Annotated in this window: 14 protein-coding genes; 10 read left to right on the top strand and 4 right to left on the bottom strand. The window is 68.6% G+C overall.

What is annotated here, in order from left to right; translation table 11 throughout:
* Positions 1–19 precede the first annotated feature (19 nt).
* A complete protein-coding gene (locus DMX10_RS05900) occupies positions 20–1,402 on the bottom strand; it encodes a DUF1329 domain-containing protein (RefSeq protein WP_111260217.1) in 1,383 nt (460 codons plus the stop codon).
* A gap of 34 nt (positions 1,403–1,436) precedes the next feature.
* On the bottom strand, positions 1,437–2,975 hold the full coding sequence (locus DMX10_RS05895; protein ID WP_111260216.1) for a DUF1302 domain-containing protein: 1,539 nt from the start codon (positions 2,973–2,975) through the stop codon (positions 1,437–1,439).
* Between the two features lie 411 nt (positions 2,976–3,386).
* Here DMX10_RS05895 and DMX10_RS05890 point away from each other — a divergent pair, with 411 nt between their 5' ends.
* The 4 genes from DMX10_RS05890 to rimI all read left to right on the top strand — a co-directional run bounded on the left by DMX10_RS05890 (position 3,387) and on the right by rimI (position 7,322).
* The gene (locus tag DMX10_RS05890; RefSeq protein WP_111260215.1) at positions 3,387–4,967 is read left to right on the top strand and encodes a RimK family protein; all 1,581 of its coding nucleotides are present in this window, start codon (positions 3,387–3,389) and stop codon (positions 4,965–4,967) included.
* A 13-nt stretch (positions 4,968–4,980) separates the two neighbouring features.
* Positions 4,981–5,925, top strand: coding sequence for a magnesium transporter CorA family protein (locus DMX10_RS05885; RefSeq protein WP_111260214.1), 945 nt, complete (start codon positions 4,981–4,983; stop codon positions 5,923–5,925).
* Positions 5,926–5,994: 69 nt separating this feature from the next.
* Complete coding sequence (locus DMX10_RS32755; protein WP_158545579.1) at positions 5,995–6,141, top strand: hypothetical protein; 147 nt, start codon at positions 5,995–5,997, stop codon at positions 6,139–6,141.
* A 23-nt stretch (positions 6,142–6,164) separates the two neighbouring features.
* Entirely contained in the window at positions 6,165–7,322 is a 1,158-nt protein-coding gene (rimI, locus tag DMX10_RS05880) for a ribosomal protein S18-alanine N-acetyltransferase (RefSeq protein WP_111260213.1), read from the top strand.
* Here rimI and DMX10_RS05875 read toward each other — a convergent pair.
* Positions 7,265–7,933: an O-methyltransferase gene (locus DMX10_RS05875; protein WP_111260212.1), complete on the bottom strand. Its 669-nt coding sequence runs from the start codon at positions 7,931–7,933 to the stop codon at positions 7,265–7,267. The two genes, rimI and DMX10_RS05875, sit on opposite strands and share 58 nt — an antisense overlap.
* Before the next feature lie 95 nt (positions 7,934–8,028).
* Between DMX10_RS05875 and DMX10_RS05870 the strand changes: the two genes are divergently transcribed.
* The 4 genes from DMX10_RS05870 (at position 8,029) to DMX10_RS05855 (ending at position 13,239) form a co-directional block, all read left to right on the top strand.
* Positions 8,029–8,664 carry a TetR family transcriptional regulator gene (locus DMX10_RS05870; protein ID WP_111260211.1) on the top strand — a complete coding sequence of 212 codons (636 nt, stop codon included), beginning with the start codon at positions 8,029–8,031 and terminating at the stop codon, positions 8,662–8,664.
* A gap of 390 nt (positions 8,665–9,054) precedes the next feature.
* Complete coding sequence (locus DMX10_RS05865; RefSeq protein ID WP_111260210.1) at positions 9,055–10,602, top strand: AMP-binding protein; 1,548 nt, start codon at positions 9,055–9,057, stop codon at positions 10,600–10,602.
* A 13-nt stretch (positions 10,603–10,615) separates the two neighbouring features.
* On the top strand, positions 10,616–11,779 hold the full coding sequence (locus tag DMX10_RS05860) for an acyl-CoA dehydrogenase family protein (protein ID WP_111260209.1): 1,164 nt from the start codon (positions 10,616–10,618) through the stop codon (positions 11,777–11,779).
* A gap of 161 nt (positions 11,780–11,940) precedes the next feature.
* Positions 11,941–13,239, top strand: coding sequence for an MFS transporter (locus DMX10_RS05855; RefSeq protein WP_111260208.1), 1,299 nt, complete (start codon positions 11,941–11,943; stop codon positions 13,237–13,239).
* Here the strand turns inward: DMX10_RS05855 and DMX10_RS05850 are convergent.
* Positions 13,203–14,165: a LysR family transcriptional regulator gene (locus tag DMX10_RS05850; RefSeq protein ID WP_111260207.1), complete on the bottom strand. Its 963-nt coding sequence runs from the start codon at positions 14,163–14,165 to the stop codon at positions 13,203–13,205. The genes DMX10_RS05855 and DMX10_RS05850 overlap by 37 nt on opposite strands.
* Before the next feature lie 308 nt (positions 14,166–14,473).
* Here DMX10_RS05850 and DMX10_RS05845 point away from each other — a divergent pair, with 308 nt between their 5' ends.
* Positions 14,474–16,327 (top strand): DUF1302 domain-containing protein, encoded by a 1,854-nt coding sequence (locus DMX10_RS05845; protein WP_111260206.1) that lies wholly within the window; start codon positions 14,474–14,476, stop codon positions 16,325–16,327.
* A gap of 12 nt (positions 16,328–16,339) precedes the next feature.
* Complete coding sequence (locus DMX10_RS05840; RefSeq protein WP_111260205.1) at positions 16,340–17,707, top strand: DUF1329 domain-containing protein; 1,368 nt, start codon at positions 16,340–16,342, stop codon at positions 17,705–17,707.
* Positions 17,708–17,841: the final 134 nt, after the last annotated feature.

The following is a 17,841-nucleotide window of genomic DNA, read 5'->3' as shown; positions in this document are numbered from 1 at the left end:
GCCATTGCTCCTCGGCGGGTCACTTGGCGCGCTTGCGCACGGTGGCGGGGGTGAAATCGCTGGCATCGTGGGCGAGCTCGGAAAGGCGTATCGGCGCGTGTTCGTTGGTCAGCCGATCCACCAGGTAGGCGCCGGAGATGAGGTCGTGGTAGACCGACGGCCCGGCCTGGTAGCTCTGGGTGTCGTAGGCGTAGAAGGTGGTCTGCAGGTTGGTGCGCCACAGGTAGTCGCGCGCGTCGTAGCTGTCGGCGAGCACGGCGCCCCAGGTGTCCTCGTCGAGGTAGAAGCGGCGCTTGGCGTAGATGTGCCGCTTGCCGGTCTTGAGCCGGGCCTCCAGCACCCACACCCGGTGCAGCTCGTAGCGCAAGGCGGCAGGGTTGGGATGGCCCAGGGTCTCGGTGAGGGCCGCCAGGCTCAAGGCCGGGTCGTTGATGCGGTAGTTGTGATAGGGGATGAACAGCTCCTTCTTGCCGAGCAGGGTCCACTCGTAGCGATCCGACGCCCCGTTGAACATGCGGCTGTCGTCGTTGACCCGCAGGCTGCCGCTGGCGCCGCTGGAGGGGTTGTCGTAGCCGACGTTGGGGGCCCGCCTGACGCGCCGGCTGCCGGGGTCGTACTGCCAGCTTTGCTGCGCATTGGCGAGGGGATCGACGAAGCCGTGGCCGAAGGTGATCTTGCCCAGCTCGCGGGTCGGCTCCAGGGTCTTGTACATGAAGTGGCTGAGGATGGGAGCCTCGACCTCCACGCGGGGGTTATCGGGGTTGGTCCACACGTTGAACGTCTGGTGATGTTGCACCTGGCGTGCCCGCTTGCCGTTGGCCAGGGTCACCACCAGCGTGTAGATCCCCTCCTCGCCGGGACCGCGCCCCTGGAGGGAGTGGTTGAGGATCAGCTCGTTGCCGCTGCGGGGTATCGGGAAAGGCGATCCGCCGAAGGCGCCGGTGACGCCATGGCCGTCCTCGGTCAGCTTTGCAGTACGGCCATTCTCACGGAGGTGGCGCTCGATGTTCTCGCTGGCACGGAAGTCGCGATGGCTCGGGTAGATGTCCATCCAGTAGCTCTGCGGATAACGCTTGAACAGCGCCACCTGGCCATCGCTCAAGCGCTCCTGGTACTGCCCGACGTTCTCGGCCGTGATGCGGAACAGGGGGCGCTCGGAGGCATAGGGATCGGGCTGGAGCGAGCCGCTGCCGGCGAAGTCGACATGCTCCGGCGCACCGCGCCAACGCCCGCTCCAGGCCGGGATGCTGCCGTCGGCATTGCCGGCTCGCTCCGCGCCCATGGGCGTGAGGTCCTGGTCGAGACGGGCCAGCTCGGCCTCGCTGAGAGCGGCCTCGGTCAAGGGGCTGAGGCCGATGGCGGCGGCGAGGAGCAGGTGACGCAGATCGGATTGGCGGGACATGGAAGGTCCTCCTGTCGTATGGGGTCGAAGGCGGTCAGAAGCTGTACTTGGCGCTGAAGGCGATGTGGTCGCGATCGGTCTGGGCGTTGTCGGCCGGGCTGCCGAGGTAGGCGTTGTAGCTCGCCTCCAGCGACAGGTTGCCGAGGTGCTCCCAGGTGGTACCGACGGACAGGCGGTTGCGACCCCGGCTATAGCTGCCGAGGGAGGACTTGCCGTTCACGCCCTGGTTGAAGGAAACCGGAATGGACAGGTCCCAGCCGGGCAGGACCTCGATGTAGCGCGCGCTGGCCCTCAGGGTGTAGCCCCATGCCGAGCGGTCGTTCCACAGCTCGTCGCTGGCGGCGCGCCCGGCCAGGTGCGCGCTGTCGTTGTCGAGCACGCGGTTGTAGCCGACCTCGCCGTTGAGGGTGAAGTTGTCGGCGAACGGCGTGTGGCCGAAGCCGTGGGTCACCGACAGCAGCGCCTGGCCGGTGCGGCCCCGCGCGGTGTGTCGGGCGCCGCCGATGTTCACCGCCAGCGGCAGGTGGTTCTGCACGCTGATCTCGCCATTGACGTTGGTGTCCACCACCACGGTCGCGAAGCTCGCGCCGTAGAGGTCGATGTCGTCGAAGTAGCGGGCACGGTAGGTGCCGCGCCTGCTCAGGTTGTCCACCACCGGCGTCTTGGCGTGGTAGCGCAGGCGGTAGACGCCGAACTCGGTGTTGTTCAAGCGCTCGGCGACGTAGCGCAGGGCCAGGCCGAACTGGCCGCTGTCGCCGGGCTCGTCGTCACGCAGGCGCTGCAACTTCCCGGTGGAGTTGCTGAAGCCGCCCTTGTCGATGAGGTCGGTGGTGGAGAAATAGTTGCCGACCGCGCTGAGTCGGGTCTTCTTCCACTCGTACTGGTAGTAGGCCTGCAGGTCGAGCGTTTCGGTGAGGCCGAAGGAGGCGAACAGCTGGCCCACCGGCAGGGTGCGCTCCTTGACCTCGACACCCGGCACGTTGGACTTGGTGGCATCGAAGGGGCTCATGGCCGAGGCGACACCGTTGCCGTTGTAGACGCTTTCGCCCCAGTAGACCACCTGCCGCCCGAGCCGCAGGTTGAGCGGCCGTCCGTCGATGTGCCAGGTGCCGTAGAGGTAGCTGTCGAGCATCTCGAAACCACCGCCATGGGCGTCGCGGGTCTGCGAGGAGAAGCGGTCGGGGCGCGAGCACTGCCCGGCGGCGAGGCAGTTGGAGGTGCCCGTACGGTTGTCGTTGCCACGGTGGTAGACGTCGTCGTAGTAGGCGCTGCCACGGATGAACAGGCCGAAGTCCTTGCGGTAGCTGATGTCGGCGTCGCTGACGATGCCCAGGCGGTGGCTGATCAGGCTGCCGCGCTTGAAGGCGTTGTTGCCGTCGTTGCCGTTGGCGTTGTCGTTGCCGCCCAGGGCGTGGGCCGGCTTCTCCGTACGCCAGGCCAGCCCGTAGGAGATCACGTGGCTGGCCTGGATCCTCACCTCGTCGCCGGGTTCCAAGAGCGCCGCAGCGGCAGTGGTGCTGGCCAGCAGCAGGCCGGCCAGGGCCGGAAGGTTGAAGCACGCTGTTGTTGTCATTGTTGGCCTCCAGCCCGGTTGGCGAGATGCCGCCGGGCTCAGTCATGGGGGAGGCCACTATCGAAACGAGAGGCGGGGCCGGTCATAGTCCGTTGGGACTAGGCTCGCCCTTCACGGTCCCTGGTGGGCGAGGCACCGGGCGCGGCCGAACGTCACGGCGCAGAGCGGCGCGAGGCGATCCGCGCGTGTCCCCGGGCCGGGCGAGCGAGGCACCGTCGTACGGAGGCCCGGGCCATTTCCACGGCAGGAAGCGCCCATCCGCGCGCGCCGCATCGGAGCCCGTCGAACGCCCGCCGCGCAACGTTTGCGTAAGGTTCGCAAACGCCCCGTAAAGCCTGCGTAACGACGCGAGACAGGGCCTCGGCTTACTGCTTAATTGAGGCGCACCACCTCTCAAGCGGGCCCGTGAAGATGTCTTCGGTTCAAGCCAGTCTCAGCAGCATCCCCCCCGACTCCATCCAGGCCGTCGGCCTCGCGCAGGGCCTCCTGCAGCGGCGCAACGGCGGCCAGGTGCTGATCATCGTCGAGCGCAAGGAGGACTGGTCCTCCTACATCCCCAGCGAGGAAATGCTCACCGCGCGGGAGTACCTCGAGCAGTCGCGGGGCGGCGAGCTGGACAAGAAGGTCCAGGTCATCAACCTGTGCCGCCACTACAAGTACCTGGGCCACGGCTACTACTGTTCGCTGCTGGCCGAGGCACGCGGGCACAAGGTCATCCCCTCGGTGCGCACCATCAGCGAGCTGGCGCGCAAGTCGCTCTACGGCCTGGCCCTGGACGACCTGGAGAAATCCCTGGAGCTCGCCCTCGCCCAGCACCCCTGCGCCAACACCGAAGGCTTCACCCTGAGCCTGTACTTCGGCCGCACCGACTTCGAACCGCTGCAGGAGATCGCCCGCCAGCTGTTCGAGGCCTTCCCCTGCCCCATCCTGCTGGTGGACTTCCGCAAGGGCGAGACCTGGCGCATCGCCGGCCTGCGCACGGGCTCCCTGCACAAGCTGCGCGAGGACCAGGAAGACCTCTTCGCCAGCGCCCTCGACGGCTTCAACCGCAAGGTCTGGCGCCTGCCGCGCTCGCGCCAGGTGTCGCGCTACGACCTGGCCATCCTGCACAACCCGGACGAGCCGCTGCCGCCGTCCAACGCCCTGGCCCTGGAGAACTTCGTGCGGGTCGGCAAGCGCCTGGGCATCGAGGTCGATCTGATCGAGAAGAAGGACTATTCACGCCTGGCCGAGTACGACGCACTGCTGATCCGCGAGACCACCAGCGTCGATGACCACACCTACCGCTTCGCCAAGAAGGCCGAGAGCGAGGGGCTGATCGTGATGGATGACCCGGCCTCGATCCTGCGCTGCACCAACAAGGTGTTCCTCACCGACCTGCTGCGCAGCCACGGCCTGAGCATGCCGGCCACGGAGATCCTCTACCGCGACAACCCCCAGGAGCTGGAGAAGATCGGCGAGCGGCTGGGCTTCCCCCTGGTGCTGAAGATCCCCGACGGCTGCTTCTCGCGCGGGGTGATCAAGGTGGAGAACCTGCAGCAGCTGCGCGAGGCCAGCGCCGGGCTGTTCGAGCACTCGGTGCTGCTGCTCGCCCAGGAATTCCTCTTCACCGAGTACGACTGGCGCATCGGCATCCTCAACCGCCGGCCGATCTTCGCCTGCCAGTACTTCATGTCCAAGGGGCACTGGCAGATCGTCAACCACAAGGCCCAGGGCACCGAGGTCATCGGCGAATGCCGCACCCTGCCGGTGGAGCGCGCACCCAAGGCAGTCGTGGAACTGGCGCTGAAGACCGCCAACCTGATCGGCGACGGGCTCTACGGCGTCGACCTCAAGGAGGTGGACGGCAGCGTCAAGGTCATCGAGGTCAACGACAACCCCAACCTCGACGCCGGCATCGAGGACGCCCACCTGCGCGACGAGCTCTACAGCCTGGTGCTGGAAGACTTCATCCGCCGCCTCGAACTCAAGCGCCGCGGCGGCGCCAACTGAAGGAGCGCGGCCCATGCGCCAGAGCTACAGGCTGATCGACGGCACCCTGCGCCCCTGCACGGACGAGGAAGCGCCGCTGCACCTGTGCATCGCCCCCGAGGCCGAGGAGCTGGAGTGGCTGCGCAGCCGCTTCGGCCTCGACACCCACGCCCTGGCCTCGGCCCTGGACCCGGACGAGGTGGCCCGCGTCGAATTCCGCGCCGGCTCGCTGTTCCTCATCTGGAAGCGCCCGGAGAACTACTCCGGCGGCGAGCGCTTCGCCTTCGAGGTCTCCTCCTTCGGCATGCTGCTGGAGGAGCGCCAGCTGGTGCTGATCTCCCACGCCGACTCGCTGCTGGGCGGCCTCACCGGGCGCCATGACCTGCACCAGCCGCTGGATGTGCTGCTGGCCATCCTGCTGGGCAACATCCACCACTATGAAGGCCACCTCAAGGTGATCAAGATGGTCGCCCGCGAGCTGCAGCAGCGCTTCAACCAGAGCCAGCACAATCGCCACCTGCTGCAGATGCTCGGCCTCAGCGAAAGCCTGGTGTATTACCTCAACGCCATCCACGGCAACGGCGCGGTGCTGGCACGCCTGCGCAGCCAGGGCGAGCGCCTGGGCTTCCCCCCGGCGAGTCTGGAACTGCTCGACGACCTGATCATCGAGAACGAGCAATGCATCAAGCAGGCGGAGATCTACTCCTCGGTGCTCGCCGGCCTCATGGAGGCACGCGGCAGCCTGCTGAACACCACCATGAACGAGATGCTGCGCAAGCTCACCCTGATCAACGTGGTGTTCCTGCCGCTGAACCTGATCGCCGGCATCGGCGGCATGTCCGAGTTCAGCATGATGACCGCCGCCGTGCCCTGGTGGCTCTCCTACCCGCTGTTCGTCCTCGCCCTCACCGTGCTGGCGGGCCTGATGCTGCTGGCCCTGCGCCGGCTGGTGGCCGCCGGCTCGGCGCCGCCCGGCTGACGCACGCTCCCGACCCCAACGCCACCGGGCATCCCGCACCTGTGGCGGCACCCACCAGAAGGAAACCCCATGGAACCCCTGCACATCGCGTTCGGCGTGCTCGCCGCCATCGTCGCCCTGAGCATCACCATCAACTACGTCGACAGCCGCATGAAGCCCGGCGACATCGCTCGCCAGGCCCGCGACAAGGCACCTCGACGCACACCGCGCCGCTGATCATGCGCGTGCCGGGAAGCCCCATGGACTTCAGCTTTCGCGATGCCCGTCCCGACGACCTCGACGCCCTGCTCCACCTGGAGAACCAGTGCTTCGAGCAGGATCGCCTGTCACCGCGCAGCTTCCAGTGGATGATCAGCCGCGCCCACGCCAGCCTGGCGGTGGCCGAGGCCGCCGGCCAGGTCATGGGCTACGCGCTGCTGCTGTTCCACCGCGGCACCTCGCTGGCCCGCCTGTACTCCATCGCCATCGCCCCCGACGCCCGTGGCCATGGCCTGGGCAAGGCGCTGCTGGCGGAGGCGGAGCGCCGCGCCCGCGACCACGACTGCGCCTACCTGCGCCTGGAGGTGCGCCCGGACAACCACCCCGCCATCGCCCTCTACGAGCGGGTCGGCTACCGCCGTTTCGCCTGCATCGACGACTACTACGAGGACCACGCCCAGGCGCTGCGCTACGAAAAGCGCATCGTCCAGCGCCCGCTCGATGCCGCGCGGGCGGTGCCCTACTACCAGCAGAGCACCGAGTTCACCTGCGGCCCCGCCTGCCTGATGATGGCCATGGCCGGCCTGCAACCGGGGCGCCCGCTCACGCGGCGCGAGGAAGTGCAGCTCTGGCGTGAGGCGACCACGGTGTTCATGACCTCCGGCCACGGCGGCTGCAGCCCCCAGGGGCTGGCCCTGGCCGCCTGGCGCCGGGGCTTTCGCGTGCGCCTGCAGGTCAGTGTCGCAGGCCCCTTGTTCCTCAGCGGCGTGCGCAGCGAAGGCAAGCGCGAGGTCATGCGCCTGGTGCACGAGGCCTTCTGCGACGAGCTGCGCGCGAGCGACGTCGAGCAGGTGCCCGCCAGCCGCCAGGACCTGCCCGCGCAACTCGCCGAAGGCGGCCTGCCGCTGGTGCTGATCAGCAGCTACCAGCTGACCCGCACCAAGGCCCCGCACTGGGTGCTGGTCACCGGCTGCGACGAGGATTTCGTCTACCTCCACGACCCGGACATCGACCACAGCCGCCACCGCCAGGCGCTGGACTGCCAGCACATGCCGGTGAGCCATGCGCGCTTCCAGCGCATGCGCCTGTTCGGCGGCAACAAGCTGCGTGCGTCCGTCGTCCTCTACCCGCCCACCGACGCTCACGCCCCCAGGCGCAGCGACAGTTCCACGTCCTCGGCGAAGGGCACGGAGAGGTAGCCGCTGCCCGCCTCGCGCACCCGCGCCAGGTACTCGGGGCTGTGCTCGGCGTTGTCGGCGATCACCAGCGCGCCGGGGCGCAGGCGGCTTTCCACCAGGGCGAGAATCTCCGGGTAGAGCGCCTTGGCACCGTCGAGCAACAGCAGGTCGATGGCCTCGGGCAGGTCCCGCGCCAGGGTGCGCAGCGCATCGCCCACGCGGAACTCCACCAGGTCCTCCAGCCCGCCGGCGGCGAGGTTGCCACGGGCCCGCGCCACCTTGGTGGGTTCGAACTCGCTGGTGATCAGCCGGCCGCCGCCGTTGTCGCGCAGCGCGGCGGCCAGGTGCAGCGTGGAGATGCCGAAGGAGGTGCCGAACTCGACGATGGTCCGCGCACCGCTGCTGCGCGCCAGCATGTACAGCAGGCGGCCGGTCTCGCGGGAGACGGGCAGCGCCACGTCCTTGAGGCGAGCGTAGAACTCGCGGTATTCGGTCTTGCTCCGCATCAGCCTCGCCACTTCGCCTTCGGCAAGCTCGGCAAGGCTCGGCCCCAGTGCCTGCCAGGCCGTGTCGGCCTCGGCGAACAGGCGGTCCAGCAAGGCGGTGAGGGCGGGTTGGGTCAGGGTGTTCATGCAAGGTCTCCAGGCTTCGTTGAGCGCAGCGTCGGCGCCGGAATAGAATGCGATCAATCCGTCAGGTCTTACTATTCGCATTGCCAGGCCCCGCCATGACCGAACGCCAGAACCCGCGTATCTCCTCGCGCAAGCAACCCCAGCAGGCCCGTTCCACCGAGCTGGTCGCCACCATCCTGCAGGCCGCTATTCAGGTTCTGGCCAAGGAGGGCGCGCAGCGCTTCACCACGGCGCGGGTGGCCGAGCGCGCCGGCGTCAGCGTCGGCTCGCTGTACCAGTACTTCCCCAACAAGGCGGCCATCCTGTTCCGCCTGCAGAGCGACGAGTGGCGCCAGACCAGCGAACTGCTGCGCAGCATCCTCGAAGACCTCGCCACCCCGCCGCTGACGCGCCTGCGCACCCTGGTCCACGCCTTCCTCCGCTCCGAATGCGAGGAAGCCGACATGCGCATCGCCCTCGACGACGCCGCCCCGCTCTATTGCGACGCCCCCGAGGCCCGGGAAGCCAAGGCCGCGGCCGGGCGCATCTTCGAAACCTTCATGGAGGAGGTACTGCCTGCCGCCCCGGACGCCACCCGGACCCTGGCCAGCGAACTGATCACCACCACCCTCGGCTCCGTCGGCAAGCAATTCTCCGAGCGCCCGCGCACGCAGGAGGAGATCGAACGCTACGCCGACGCCATGGCCGACATGTTCAGCGCCTACCTGCAAGCGGCCGCTGCGCGGGGATAGGGGAAATGGCGGCGCTGCGGGCATGAGCGCTGCGTCGGGTGGATGCCGCTCTTCGCATCCACCAGGCGGTGTCGGCCCCCGGCACGCAGCCCACGCCATGCACGAGCATGCGGTGCACTTCCGGATGAGCCGATGGGCACCGGACGCTGGGCCGAAGTCCAACTTGCAAGTACCGGACAGGCAACTTCCGCCCCTCGACCGGTCGCGCCCGTACATGCACTCGAAGTTGCCACGCCCGCTGCGCGAATTGCCCAGGGAACATTGCCCCGACTGCAACTTCCACAGTGCCTATTCCATATCGATATGGCCTGCATCGTACTGTTGTATTGGTGGCGCGAGAGTTCGCTTGGATAGCATCGGCGCACGTTTCCTGCCGATGAGAACAATAAGGTGAATTTAGGAAAGATCATCAGCCGCAGTGCGCTGTACTGGCCCGACCACGAAGCGCTGATCGACAGCCGGCAACGCGTCACTTTCGCCCAGCTCGAACGCCGCACCAACCGCCTGGCTTCCGGCCTCCTGGCCCTCGGCCTGGCCGAGGGTGCGCACGTGGCGATCCTGGCGCTCAACCGCGTCGAGCTGGTGGAGGCCGAGGTGGCCTTCTACAAGGCCGGCATGGTCAAGGTGCCGATCAACGCCCGCCTCTCCCTGGACGAGATCATCCAGGTGCTCGACGACTCCCACAGCCAGGCGGTGATCGCCGACGGACGCTTCGCCGCCGCGCTGCATGCCCGCCGTGGCGAGCTGCCGCGCCTGCGCCTGATCGTCTCGCTGGACGATGTCGCCGGCGACGCCGACTACGCCAGCGTGCTGGAGCGCGGCAGCGAGACCCCGGTGCATTGCGACCCGGCCGACGACGCCCTGGCGGTGCTGCACTACACCTCCGGCAGCTCCGGCGTGCTCAAGGCCGCGATGCTCTCCTTCGGCAACCGCAAGGCGCTGATCCGCAAGAGCATCGCCAGCCCCACCCGCCGCGCCGCGCCGGGTGACGTGATGGCCCACGTCGGCCCCATCACCCATGCCAGCGGCATGCAGATCATGCCGCTGCTGGCGGTGGGCGCCTGCAACCTGCTGCTGGAGCGCTACGACGACCAGTTGCTGCTGGAGACCATCCAGCGCGAGCGGGTGACGCGCCTGTTCCTGGTGCCGGCGATGATCAACCGCCTGGTCAACGTCCCCGGCGTCGAGCGCTTCGACCTTTCCAGCCTGCGCCTGGTGATGTACGGCGCCGCGCCCATGGCACCGGCCCTGGTCAGGCGCGCCATCGCCCTGTTCGGGCCGATCCTCGCCCAGGGCTACGGCGCCGGCGAGACCTGCTCGCTGGTCACGGTGCTGACCGAGCGCGACCACCTGATCGAGGGCGACGACCACAGCCGCCTGGCCTCCTGCGGTCGCTGCTACTTCGAGACCGACCTGCGCGTGGTCAACGAGGATTTCGAGGACGTGCGCCCCGGCGAGATCGGCGAGATCGTGGTCAAGGGCCCGGACATCATGCAGGGCTACTGGCAGGCACCGGAGCTCACCGCCGAGGTGATGCGCGACGGCTACTACCTCACCGGCGACCTGGCCCGGGTGGATGAGCGCGGCTACGTCTTCATCGTCGACCGCAAGAAGGAAATGATCATTTCCGGCGGCTTCAACATCTACCCCACCGAAGTGGAGCAGGCGCTCTACACCCTGCCCCAGGTGTTCGAGGCGGCGGTGGTCGGCGTGCCCGACGAGCAATGGGGCGAGGCGGTGCGCGCGGTGATCGTGCTCAAGCCCGGCGAGAGCCTCAGCGCCGAACAGGTCATCGAACACTGCGGACGCTCCCTGGCCGGCTTCAAGAAGCCGCGCGCGGTGGACTTCGTCCCGGAACTGCCGAAGAACCCCAACGGCAAGGTCGTGCGCCGCCTGATCCGCGAAGCGTACTGGCAGAACAGCGAACGACGGATCTGACGGGAGACACGCAATGATCGAACCAAGCGAAAAGGCCGCGCGCATCATCGCCGGCGTCCAGGCCTTCGTCCGTGACGAGCTGGCCCCGCTCGCCGAGCGCGAAGGCATCCTCTGGGGCGAGCCGGTGCCCCGGCCACTGCTGCGCGACATCTGGCGCCGCTCCTGCGAACTGGGCTTCTACAACGTGATGCTGCCCGAAGCCCTGGGCGGTGCCGGGCTCAACGTCGCCGAGCTGTGCGCGGTCAAGGAAGCGGCGGTGCTCACCGGCTCGCCCCTGGCCCCCCACGTGCTGGGCGAGCTCTCCGGGCCGCCGCGCATCGGCCACCTGTTCCGCGTGGCCAGCGAGCACCAGGTCGAGGCCTTCCTGCGCCCGGTCTGCCGCGCCGAGAAGGCCGTGTGCTTCGCCCTCACCGAGGCCGAGGCCGGCTCCGACGCCACCGCCATCACCACCGAGGCGCGCCTGGAGGGCGATCACTACGTGCTGCGCGGTGCCAAGCGCTACATCTCCGGTGCCTCCTATGCCGACCTCGCCGTACTGCTCGCGGTCACCGGCCCCGGCCGTGGCCCGCAGGGCATCTCGGCGTTCTTCGTCGACCTCGCCGCGCCCGGCGTGCGCGTGGACAGCGACTATGCGGTGATGTCCGGCGGCGGCGCCCATGGCGACATCGTCCTGGAGGATGTGCGCGTGCCGGTGGCCAACCGCATCGGCGGCGAGGGCGAAGGCTTCAGGCTGGCCATGGGTCGCATCACCCTCAACCGCCTGCTGCACTGCCCCACCATGCTCGGCATGGCCGGCCTGGCCTTGCAGCTGTCGCTGGACCACGCCCGCACTCGCAAACAGTTCGGCCAGCCCATCGCCATGTTCCAGGCGGTCAACCACATGCTCGCCGACATGGCCACCGAGCTCTATGCCGCGCGGGCCATGATGTACGCCACGGCGGCCAGCAACGATGCCGGCGGCGACATCAAGGTGCAGGCGCCGATGTGCAAGCTGTACGCCTCGGAGACCGCCTTCCGCATCATCGACAAGGCCGTGCAGGTGCATGGCGGCGCGGGGCTGATCAAGGGGCATCCCGTCGAGTGGCTGTTCCGCGCCAGCCGCATGATGCGCATCCTCACCGGCACCAGCGAGATCCAGCGCAACACCATCGCCAAGGGCATCCTGATGCCGGGCTGAGCCCCGACGCGCACTCCCGGGGGCGCGTCGGCCACGAATCCGGCCGCCCCCGTGGGCTGCGCCCTTGCGCGTTTTCCGCCCTGCACGGCCCCGGGCCGTCGCAGCCCCGTCCGCCAGGGAAGCCGGACGGGCCTTCCAGAACAAGAACAACGAGAGTCCCCATGACCCGAGAAGACACTGCCTTCCGCCCCGGCCCCGCCTGGACGATCGCCTTCCTGCTGGCCTTCATGATGCTGGTCAACTTCCTCGACAAGGTCGTCATCGGCCTGGTCGCCGTGCCCATGACCGAGGAACTGGGCCTGTCACCCACCGAGTTCGGCCTGATCGGCGGCGCCCTGCACTGGCTCTTCGCCGCCTCTGCGGTGGTCGGCGGCTTCCTCGCCAACCGCCGCCCGACCCGCACCCTGCTCCTGGGCATGGGCCTGTTCTGGGCGCTGATCCAGCTGCCCATGCTGATGGCCAGCTCGCTGTGGATGATCGTCGCCTGCCGCGTGCTGCTCGGCATCGGCGAGGGCCCCGCGTCCCCCGTGGCCACCCACGCCCTGTACAAATGGTTCCCCGATGACCGCCGCAGCCTGCCGGTGGCCCTGCTGCACTCCGGCAGCGCCATGGGCCTGCTGGTGGCCGGCGCGATGATCCCCTGGGTCAGCCTGCACTACGGCTGGCGCACCAACTTCGCCGTGCTCGCCGTGATCGGCCTGGTGTGGTGCGGGCTGTGGCTGCTGCTGGGCCGCGAAGGCACGCTCGACTCCCTGCGCCGTGGCCAGCTGGCGACGCCCGACGCCCACCGCCTGCCCTACCGCCGCCTGCTCGGCGACCCCAGCGTGCTGGGCAACTACCTCTGCCATTTCGCCGCCAACTGGTCGCTGGCCCTGACCCTGACCTGGGTGCCCAGCTACCTGCAGGTCGGCCTGGGCATGGACCCGCTGCGCACCGGGCACATGTTCGTGCTCTTCGTGGTGGTCACCACCCCGCTCAGCCTGTTCATGGCCTGGGTGTCCCAGCGCCTGCTGCGCCGCGGCCTGCCCTCGCGCCTGGCGCGTGGCGCCTTCGTCTCGGGCTGCCTGATCGCCGGCGGGCTGTTCTCCGCCTCGCTGATGCTGGAGCTGCCGGTCGCGGTGCGCATCGTCAACCTGACCCTCAGCGGCGGCCTGGCCCTGGTGATGTATTCGGTGGGGCCGGCGATGCTCGCCGAGTTCACCCCGGCCAGCCAGCGCGGCGGCATCCTTGCCATCGGCAACGCCGTGGCCTCGCTGGCGGGTCTCTCGGCGCCGGTGGTCACCGGCCTGCTGGTGAGCGGCGCCGGCGCCGCCCATCCGCAGGGCTATGCCCAGGGTTTCCTGGTCTGTGGCGCGGTGCTGGTGGTGGCGGGCCTGGTCGGCCTGGTGACCATGAACCCGCAGCGCTCGCGGGAGCGCCTGGCTCAGGAAGAGACGTCGGCCGCCTGCTCGCGGGCCTGATCGCCCTCGGCGCCGCGCTCGATCAGGGCGCCGCGCCAACGTCCGCTGGTCACCGCCTCCACCAGCAGCGAACGCACCAGGTCACGCATGCAGGAGGCCGCGAAGGACAGCGGCCGGTGCACCGAATAGGCGATGGACACGGTGCGGGTGATGCGCGGCTCGACGATCAGCCGCGCCGTGGTCGGCTGGAACAGCTCCAGCAGCGGCGGCCAGTTGCTGATGGTCGCAGCCAGTCCGCTGCGCACCAGGCTGGCGATGCCCGGCGTCGACTGTTGCTCGTAGGCCACGTTCAGCACCACCCCCGCCTCCATCGCCGCCTGCTCGATGCGCCGCCGCAGGTGCAGCGCCCGGGGCGCCATCACCAGGCGCGTGGCACCCGCCTCGGCGAGGCTGATGGGCGCCTCCGCCCCCTCGCCGTGCCCCACCCAGTAGAGGTCCTCGACGAAGATCGGCTCGGCGGCCACGTGCTGCAGTTCCTCGGCATTGGGCAGCACGCCGAAATCCACCTTGCCCAGCTCGATGGCCTGGCCGCCCTCGCGGGTCAGCCCGTCGCACACCGTCAGGGCGATGCTGGGGAATTTCTCCGCCGCCCGGGAAATGATCTCCGGCAACAGCAGCGCCGAGGCCGTCGCCGGGATGGAGATGGACACATGGCCCTTGGGATCGCCCCGCGTTGACGTCAGTTCGTCCTTCACCGAATCCAGCTTCTGCACCACCGAGCGCGCCACCTCGTAGAGCTGGCGCCCGGCGTCGGTGAGCGCCACGCCGTCGTGCTGGCGCTCCAGCAACTGCAGCTCCAGCTCGCTTTCCAGCAGGCCGATCTGGCGGCTCAGCGCCGGCTGGGCGATGTAGGCCCGGCGTGCGGCAGCGGAGAAGCTCCCGGCTTCGGCGATGGCGATCAGGTAGCGCAGCTGTTTGAGGGTCATGCGGTTCTCACTGGGTATGCCGAAGCGTTATGGCAACTATCCGAAGACACTATTTGTGGGCCTTTTCGAGGGCACCTAGTATCGCCGAAACATAAGGACGAAGGGAGTAGCCAATACACTTGAACGCCCGCGCATAACAATAAGAACCGTTGTTTCGACCCCTCTTGAAGTTCGAACAACCCCACCGCCGAATTAGGATGGGTTCGTTATAAACGGGCCGGGGTCCTTATTGCCTGAACAACTTCGGAACTTATTGTCCCTGCGCGTGAAACCGACTGTTCACTCGACAACAAAGAGGATAATGAGTGATGAGATCCACGTTGCACGGCATCATCAAACCGCCTTACCTGCTGACCCTCCTGAGTTGCATGATCGGCAACGCCATGGCCGTCGATTTCCAGTTCGGCGACCTCGAAGGCCAGCTCGATTCCTCGCTGTCCATCGGCACCAGCCTCTCCACCGCCAACCCCGACCCGAAACAGCTGCAGAGCGCCACCGGCGATGACGGCCGGCGCAACTTCCGTTCCGGCGACGCCTTCTCCGGCATCTTCAAGGGCAGCCACGACCTGGAGCTGCGCCACGGCGACGTCGGCCTCTTCCTGCGCGGCAGCTACTGGTACGACACCGTGCTGCGCGACCAGAACCAGCGCTTCAAGAACGTCGAGGACGACAACCGCAAGCGCTCGGCGAAGACCGCCGGCGCCGAGCTGCTCGACGCCTTCCTCTACTACAACTACGCCATCGCCGAGCAGCCGGGCTCCGCGCGCCTCGGCAAGCAGGTGGTGAACTGGGGCGAGAGCACCTTCATCCAGGGCGGCCTCAACGTGATCAACCCCTTCAACCTCTCGGCGCTGCGCCGCCCGGGTTCCGAGGTGAAGGAGGGCCTGGTGCCGGTGAACATGTTCTACCTCTCGCAGAACCTCACCGACTCCCTCTCCGGCGACGTCTTCTACCAGCTCGACTGGGAACAGACCCAGCTGGACAACTGCGGCACCTTCTTCTCCAGCAACGACTTCCTCGCCGACGGCTGCAACGGCCTCGACGTCGGCGCCAACCTCACCGGCAACGCGTCGGCGGTGGCCGGCCTGACGCCCTTCGGCGTGAACCTCACCGAGGAAGGCATCCGCATCCCCCGGGCCCAGGACCAGGACGCCCGCAACAGCGGCCAGTGGGGCCTGTCCCTGCGCTGGTTCGCCGCCGCCCTGGACACCGAGTTCGGCGCCTACCTCGCCAACTACCACAGCCGCCTGCCCTACATGGGCACCTTCAGCAGCCCCTACTTCACCAACACCGCCTTCGCGCCGCAGCTGTGCGCCAACCTCGGCGTGCCGCTGGCCAACTGCGCGGCCTTCCTCGCCGGCAACACCGGGCAGACGCTGGCCGGCGCGCTGCGCATGGGCACCTCGCAATACAGCGCGCAGTACCCGGAAGACATCCGCCTCTACGGCCTGTCGTTCTCCACCAACCTGGCCACCGGCACCGCGCTGCAGGGCGAGATCAGCTACCGGCCGAACATGCCGATCCAGCTCAACGGCACCGACATCATCCAGTCGCTGCTGAACAACGCCTCGCGCTCGCCACTGATCGCCGACGGCACCCGCGCGGCACAGAACGGCGCGCTGTTCGACGGCTACCGCCGCAAGGAAGTGACCCAGGCCCAGGTCACCGCCACCCACTCCTTCGCCCAGATCCTGGGGGCGGACCAACTGGTAGTGGTGGGCGAAGCCGGCGCCACCTGGGTCGGCGGCCTGGAAGGCACCTACGGCCCGCGCTACGGCCGCAGCGGCACCTTCGGCAGCGGCGTGCTGGCCAACAACGCCGTGTGCCTGTCGACCTCGCGCACGCCACAGCACTGCAACGACAAGGGCTACCTCACGCGCTTCTCGTGGGGCTACCGGATGCGCGCAGCGCTGAGCTACCCCAACGCGGTGGCCGGCATCGACCTGCGCCCCAACCTGTCCTGGCAGCACGACGTGGACGGCAACGGCCCCGGCGAGGGCTCGGCCTTCAGCGAAGGTTCCAAGGCCATCAGCGTCGGCCTCGATGCCTCGCTGAACAACACCTACAACGCCAGCCTGGCGTACACCGACTACATCGACGGCGACTACGGCACACGCGGCGACCGCGACTACCTGTCCATCAGCGTCGGCGTCAACTTCTAAGCGGAGTCCAGCATGAAACCCACCCACCACTGCCTGACCCATGGCGGCGCCCTGCTCTGCGCCCTCCTCCTGGCCGGCCACGCCGGCGCCGCCGTCACGGCCGCAGACGCGGCCCGCCTGCAGGGCGAGCTCACCCCCATCGGCGCCGAACGCGGCGCCAGCGCCGACGGCCGCATCCCCGCCTGGGACGGCGCCGCCGCCAACCCGCCGCTGGCGAGCAACGGCACGCCCAGCGACCCCTACGCCGGCGAGAAGCCGCTGTTCACCATCGATGCCGGCAACTACACCCAGTACCAGGACCAGCTCAGCCCCGGGCAGATCGCCCTGCTCAAGCACTTCCCCGAGAGCTTCCGCCTGCCGGTCTACCCCACCCACCGCTCGGTGCCGGTGAGCGATGAGGTGCGCGACGCCGCCGCGCGCAACGCCACCCACGCGCACCTGGTGAACAATGGCAACGGCATCGAAGGCTTCGCCGGCGTGATCGCCTTCCCCATCCCCGGGGACGGCCTGGAAGTGCTGTGGAACCACATCACGCGCAACCGCAACCGCAGCTTCAGCGTCGTCTCCGACAGCGCCGCGCCCCAGAAGGACGGTGCCTACACGGTGATGACCACCCAGCAGTACTTCACCCGGCGTGACGCGATCACGGGCCTCGCGCCGGACCAGGCGCGCAACATCCTCTACTACTACAGCCACAAGCTCACCGCGCCCTCGCGCATGGTCGGCGAGGTGGTGCTGGTGCACGAGACCCTCGACCAGGTGGCCGAGCCGCGCCTGTCCTGGGTCTACAGCGCCGGCCAGCGCCGCGTGCGCCGCGCGCCGAGCATCGCCTACGACACCGCCGGCCCCACCACCGCCGGCCTGCGCACCGCCGACAGCCGCGACATGTTCAACGGCGCGCCGGACCGCTACGACTGGAAGCTGGTGGGCAAGAAGACCCTCTACGTGCCCTACAACGCCTACCGCCTGGCCTCGCCCGAGAGGCCCTACGACACGCTGATCCAGCCGGGGCACGTCAACCCGGACGCCACCCGCTACGAACTGCACCGCGTCTGGGAGGTGGTCGCCACCCTCAAGCCGGGCCAGCGTCACATCTACAGCAAGCGCCACTACTTCATCGACGAGGACACCTGGGCCATCCTCGAGGCCGACCACTACGACAGCCGTGGCGAGCTATGGCGGGTCGGCGAGGCCCACGGTTTCTACCACCCCACCGGGCAATCGGTGGTGGCCGCGATGGAGGTGACCTACGACCTCAACAACGGCCGCTACCTCGCCTCGGGACTGACCGGCGAGCAGCGCAAGCCGTTCGACTTCAGCTACCAGGCCAGCGCCTCCGACTACTCGCCGGGCGCGCTGCGCAGCAAGGGCCTGCGCTGATCCCACCCACGCCGCCGGCCCTCGGGCGCGGCGGCTCCACCGTGCAGGCCACCATGAACCAACCCCGCCCCCGCCAACCCCTGTCGCGCGCCCTGCTGGGCGGCGACGAGCCCGACCCCCGCTTCACCCTGGCC

Origin of the sequence: Pseudomonas sp. 57B-090624 (assembly GCF_003234055.1) — a bacterium.
Taxonomy (GTDB): domain Bacteria; phylum Pseudomonadota; class Gammaproteobacteria; order Pseudomonadales; family Pseudomonadaceae; genus Metapseudomonas; species Metapseudomonas tohonis.
This window is presented reverse-complemented; position numbering and strand designations above follow the sequence as displayed.

Excerpts from the sequence above, each read along its gene's own strand:
- DMX10_RS05870 (WP_111260211.1), top strand. The coding sequence starts at position 8,029 with ATGACCGAACGCCAGAACCCGCGTATCTCCTCGCGCAAGCAACCCCAG.
- DMX10_RS05890 (WP_111260215.1), top strand. The coding sequence starts at position 3,387 with ATGTCTTCGGTTCAAGCCAGTCTCAGCAGCATCCCCCCCGACTCCATC.
- DMX10_RS05855 (WP_111260208.1), top strand. The coding sequence starts at position 11,941 with ATGACCCGAGAAGACACTGCCTTCCGCCCCGGCCCCGCCTGGACGATC.
- DMX10_RS05885 (WP_111260214.1), top strand. The coding sequence starts at position 4,981 with ATGCGCCAGAGCTACAGGCTGATCGACGGCACCCTGCGCCCCTGCACG.
- DMX10_RS05840 (WP_111260205.1), top strand. The coding sequence starts at position 16,340 with ATGAAACCCACCCACCACTGCCTGACCCATGGCGGCGCCCTGCTCTGC.
- DMX10_RS05850 (WP_111260207.1), bottom strand. The coding sequence starts at position 14,165 with ATGACCCTCAAACAGCTGCGCTACCTGATCGCCATCGCCGAAGCCGGG.
- DMX10_RS05860 (WP_111260209.1), top strand. The coding sequence starts at position 10,616 with ATGATCGAACCAAGCGAAAAGGCCGCGCGCATCATCGCCGGCGTCCAG.
- DMX10_RS05875 (WP_111260212.1), bottom strand. The coding sequence starts at position 7,933 with ATGAACACCCTGACCCAACCCGCCCTCACCGCCTTGCTGGACCGCCTG.
- DMX10_RS05900 (WP_111260217.1), bottom strand. The coding sequence starts at position 1,402 with ATGTCCCGCCAATCCGATCTGCGTCACCTGCTCCTCGCCGCCGCCATC.
- DMX10_RS05895 (WP_111260216.1), bottom strand. The coding sequence starts at position 2,975 with ATGACAACAACAGCGTGCTTCAACCTTCCGGCCCTGGCCGGCCTGCTG.
- DMX10_RS05845 (WP_111260206.1), top strand. The coding sequence starts at position 14,474 with ATGAGATCCACGTTGCACGGCATCATCAAACCGCCTTACCTGCTGACC.
- DMX10_RS32755 (WP_158545579.1), top strand. The coding sequence starts at position 5,995 with ATGGAACCCCTGCACATCGCGTTCGGCGTGCTCGCCGCCATCGTCGCC.
- rimI (WP_111260213.1), top strand. The coding sequence starts at position 6,165 with ATGGACTTCAGCTTTCGCGATGCCCGTCCCGACGACCTCGACGCCCTG.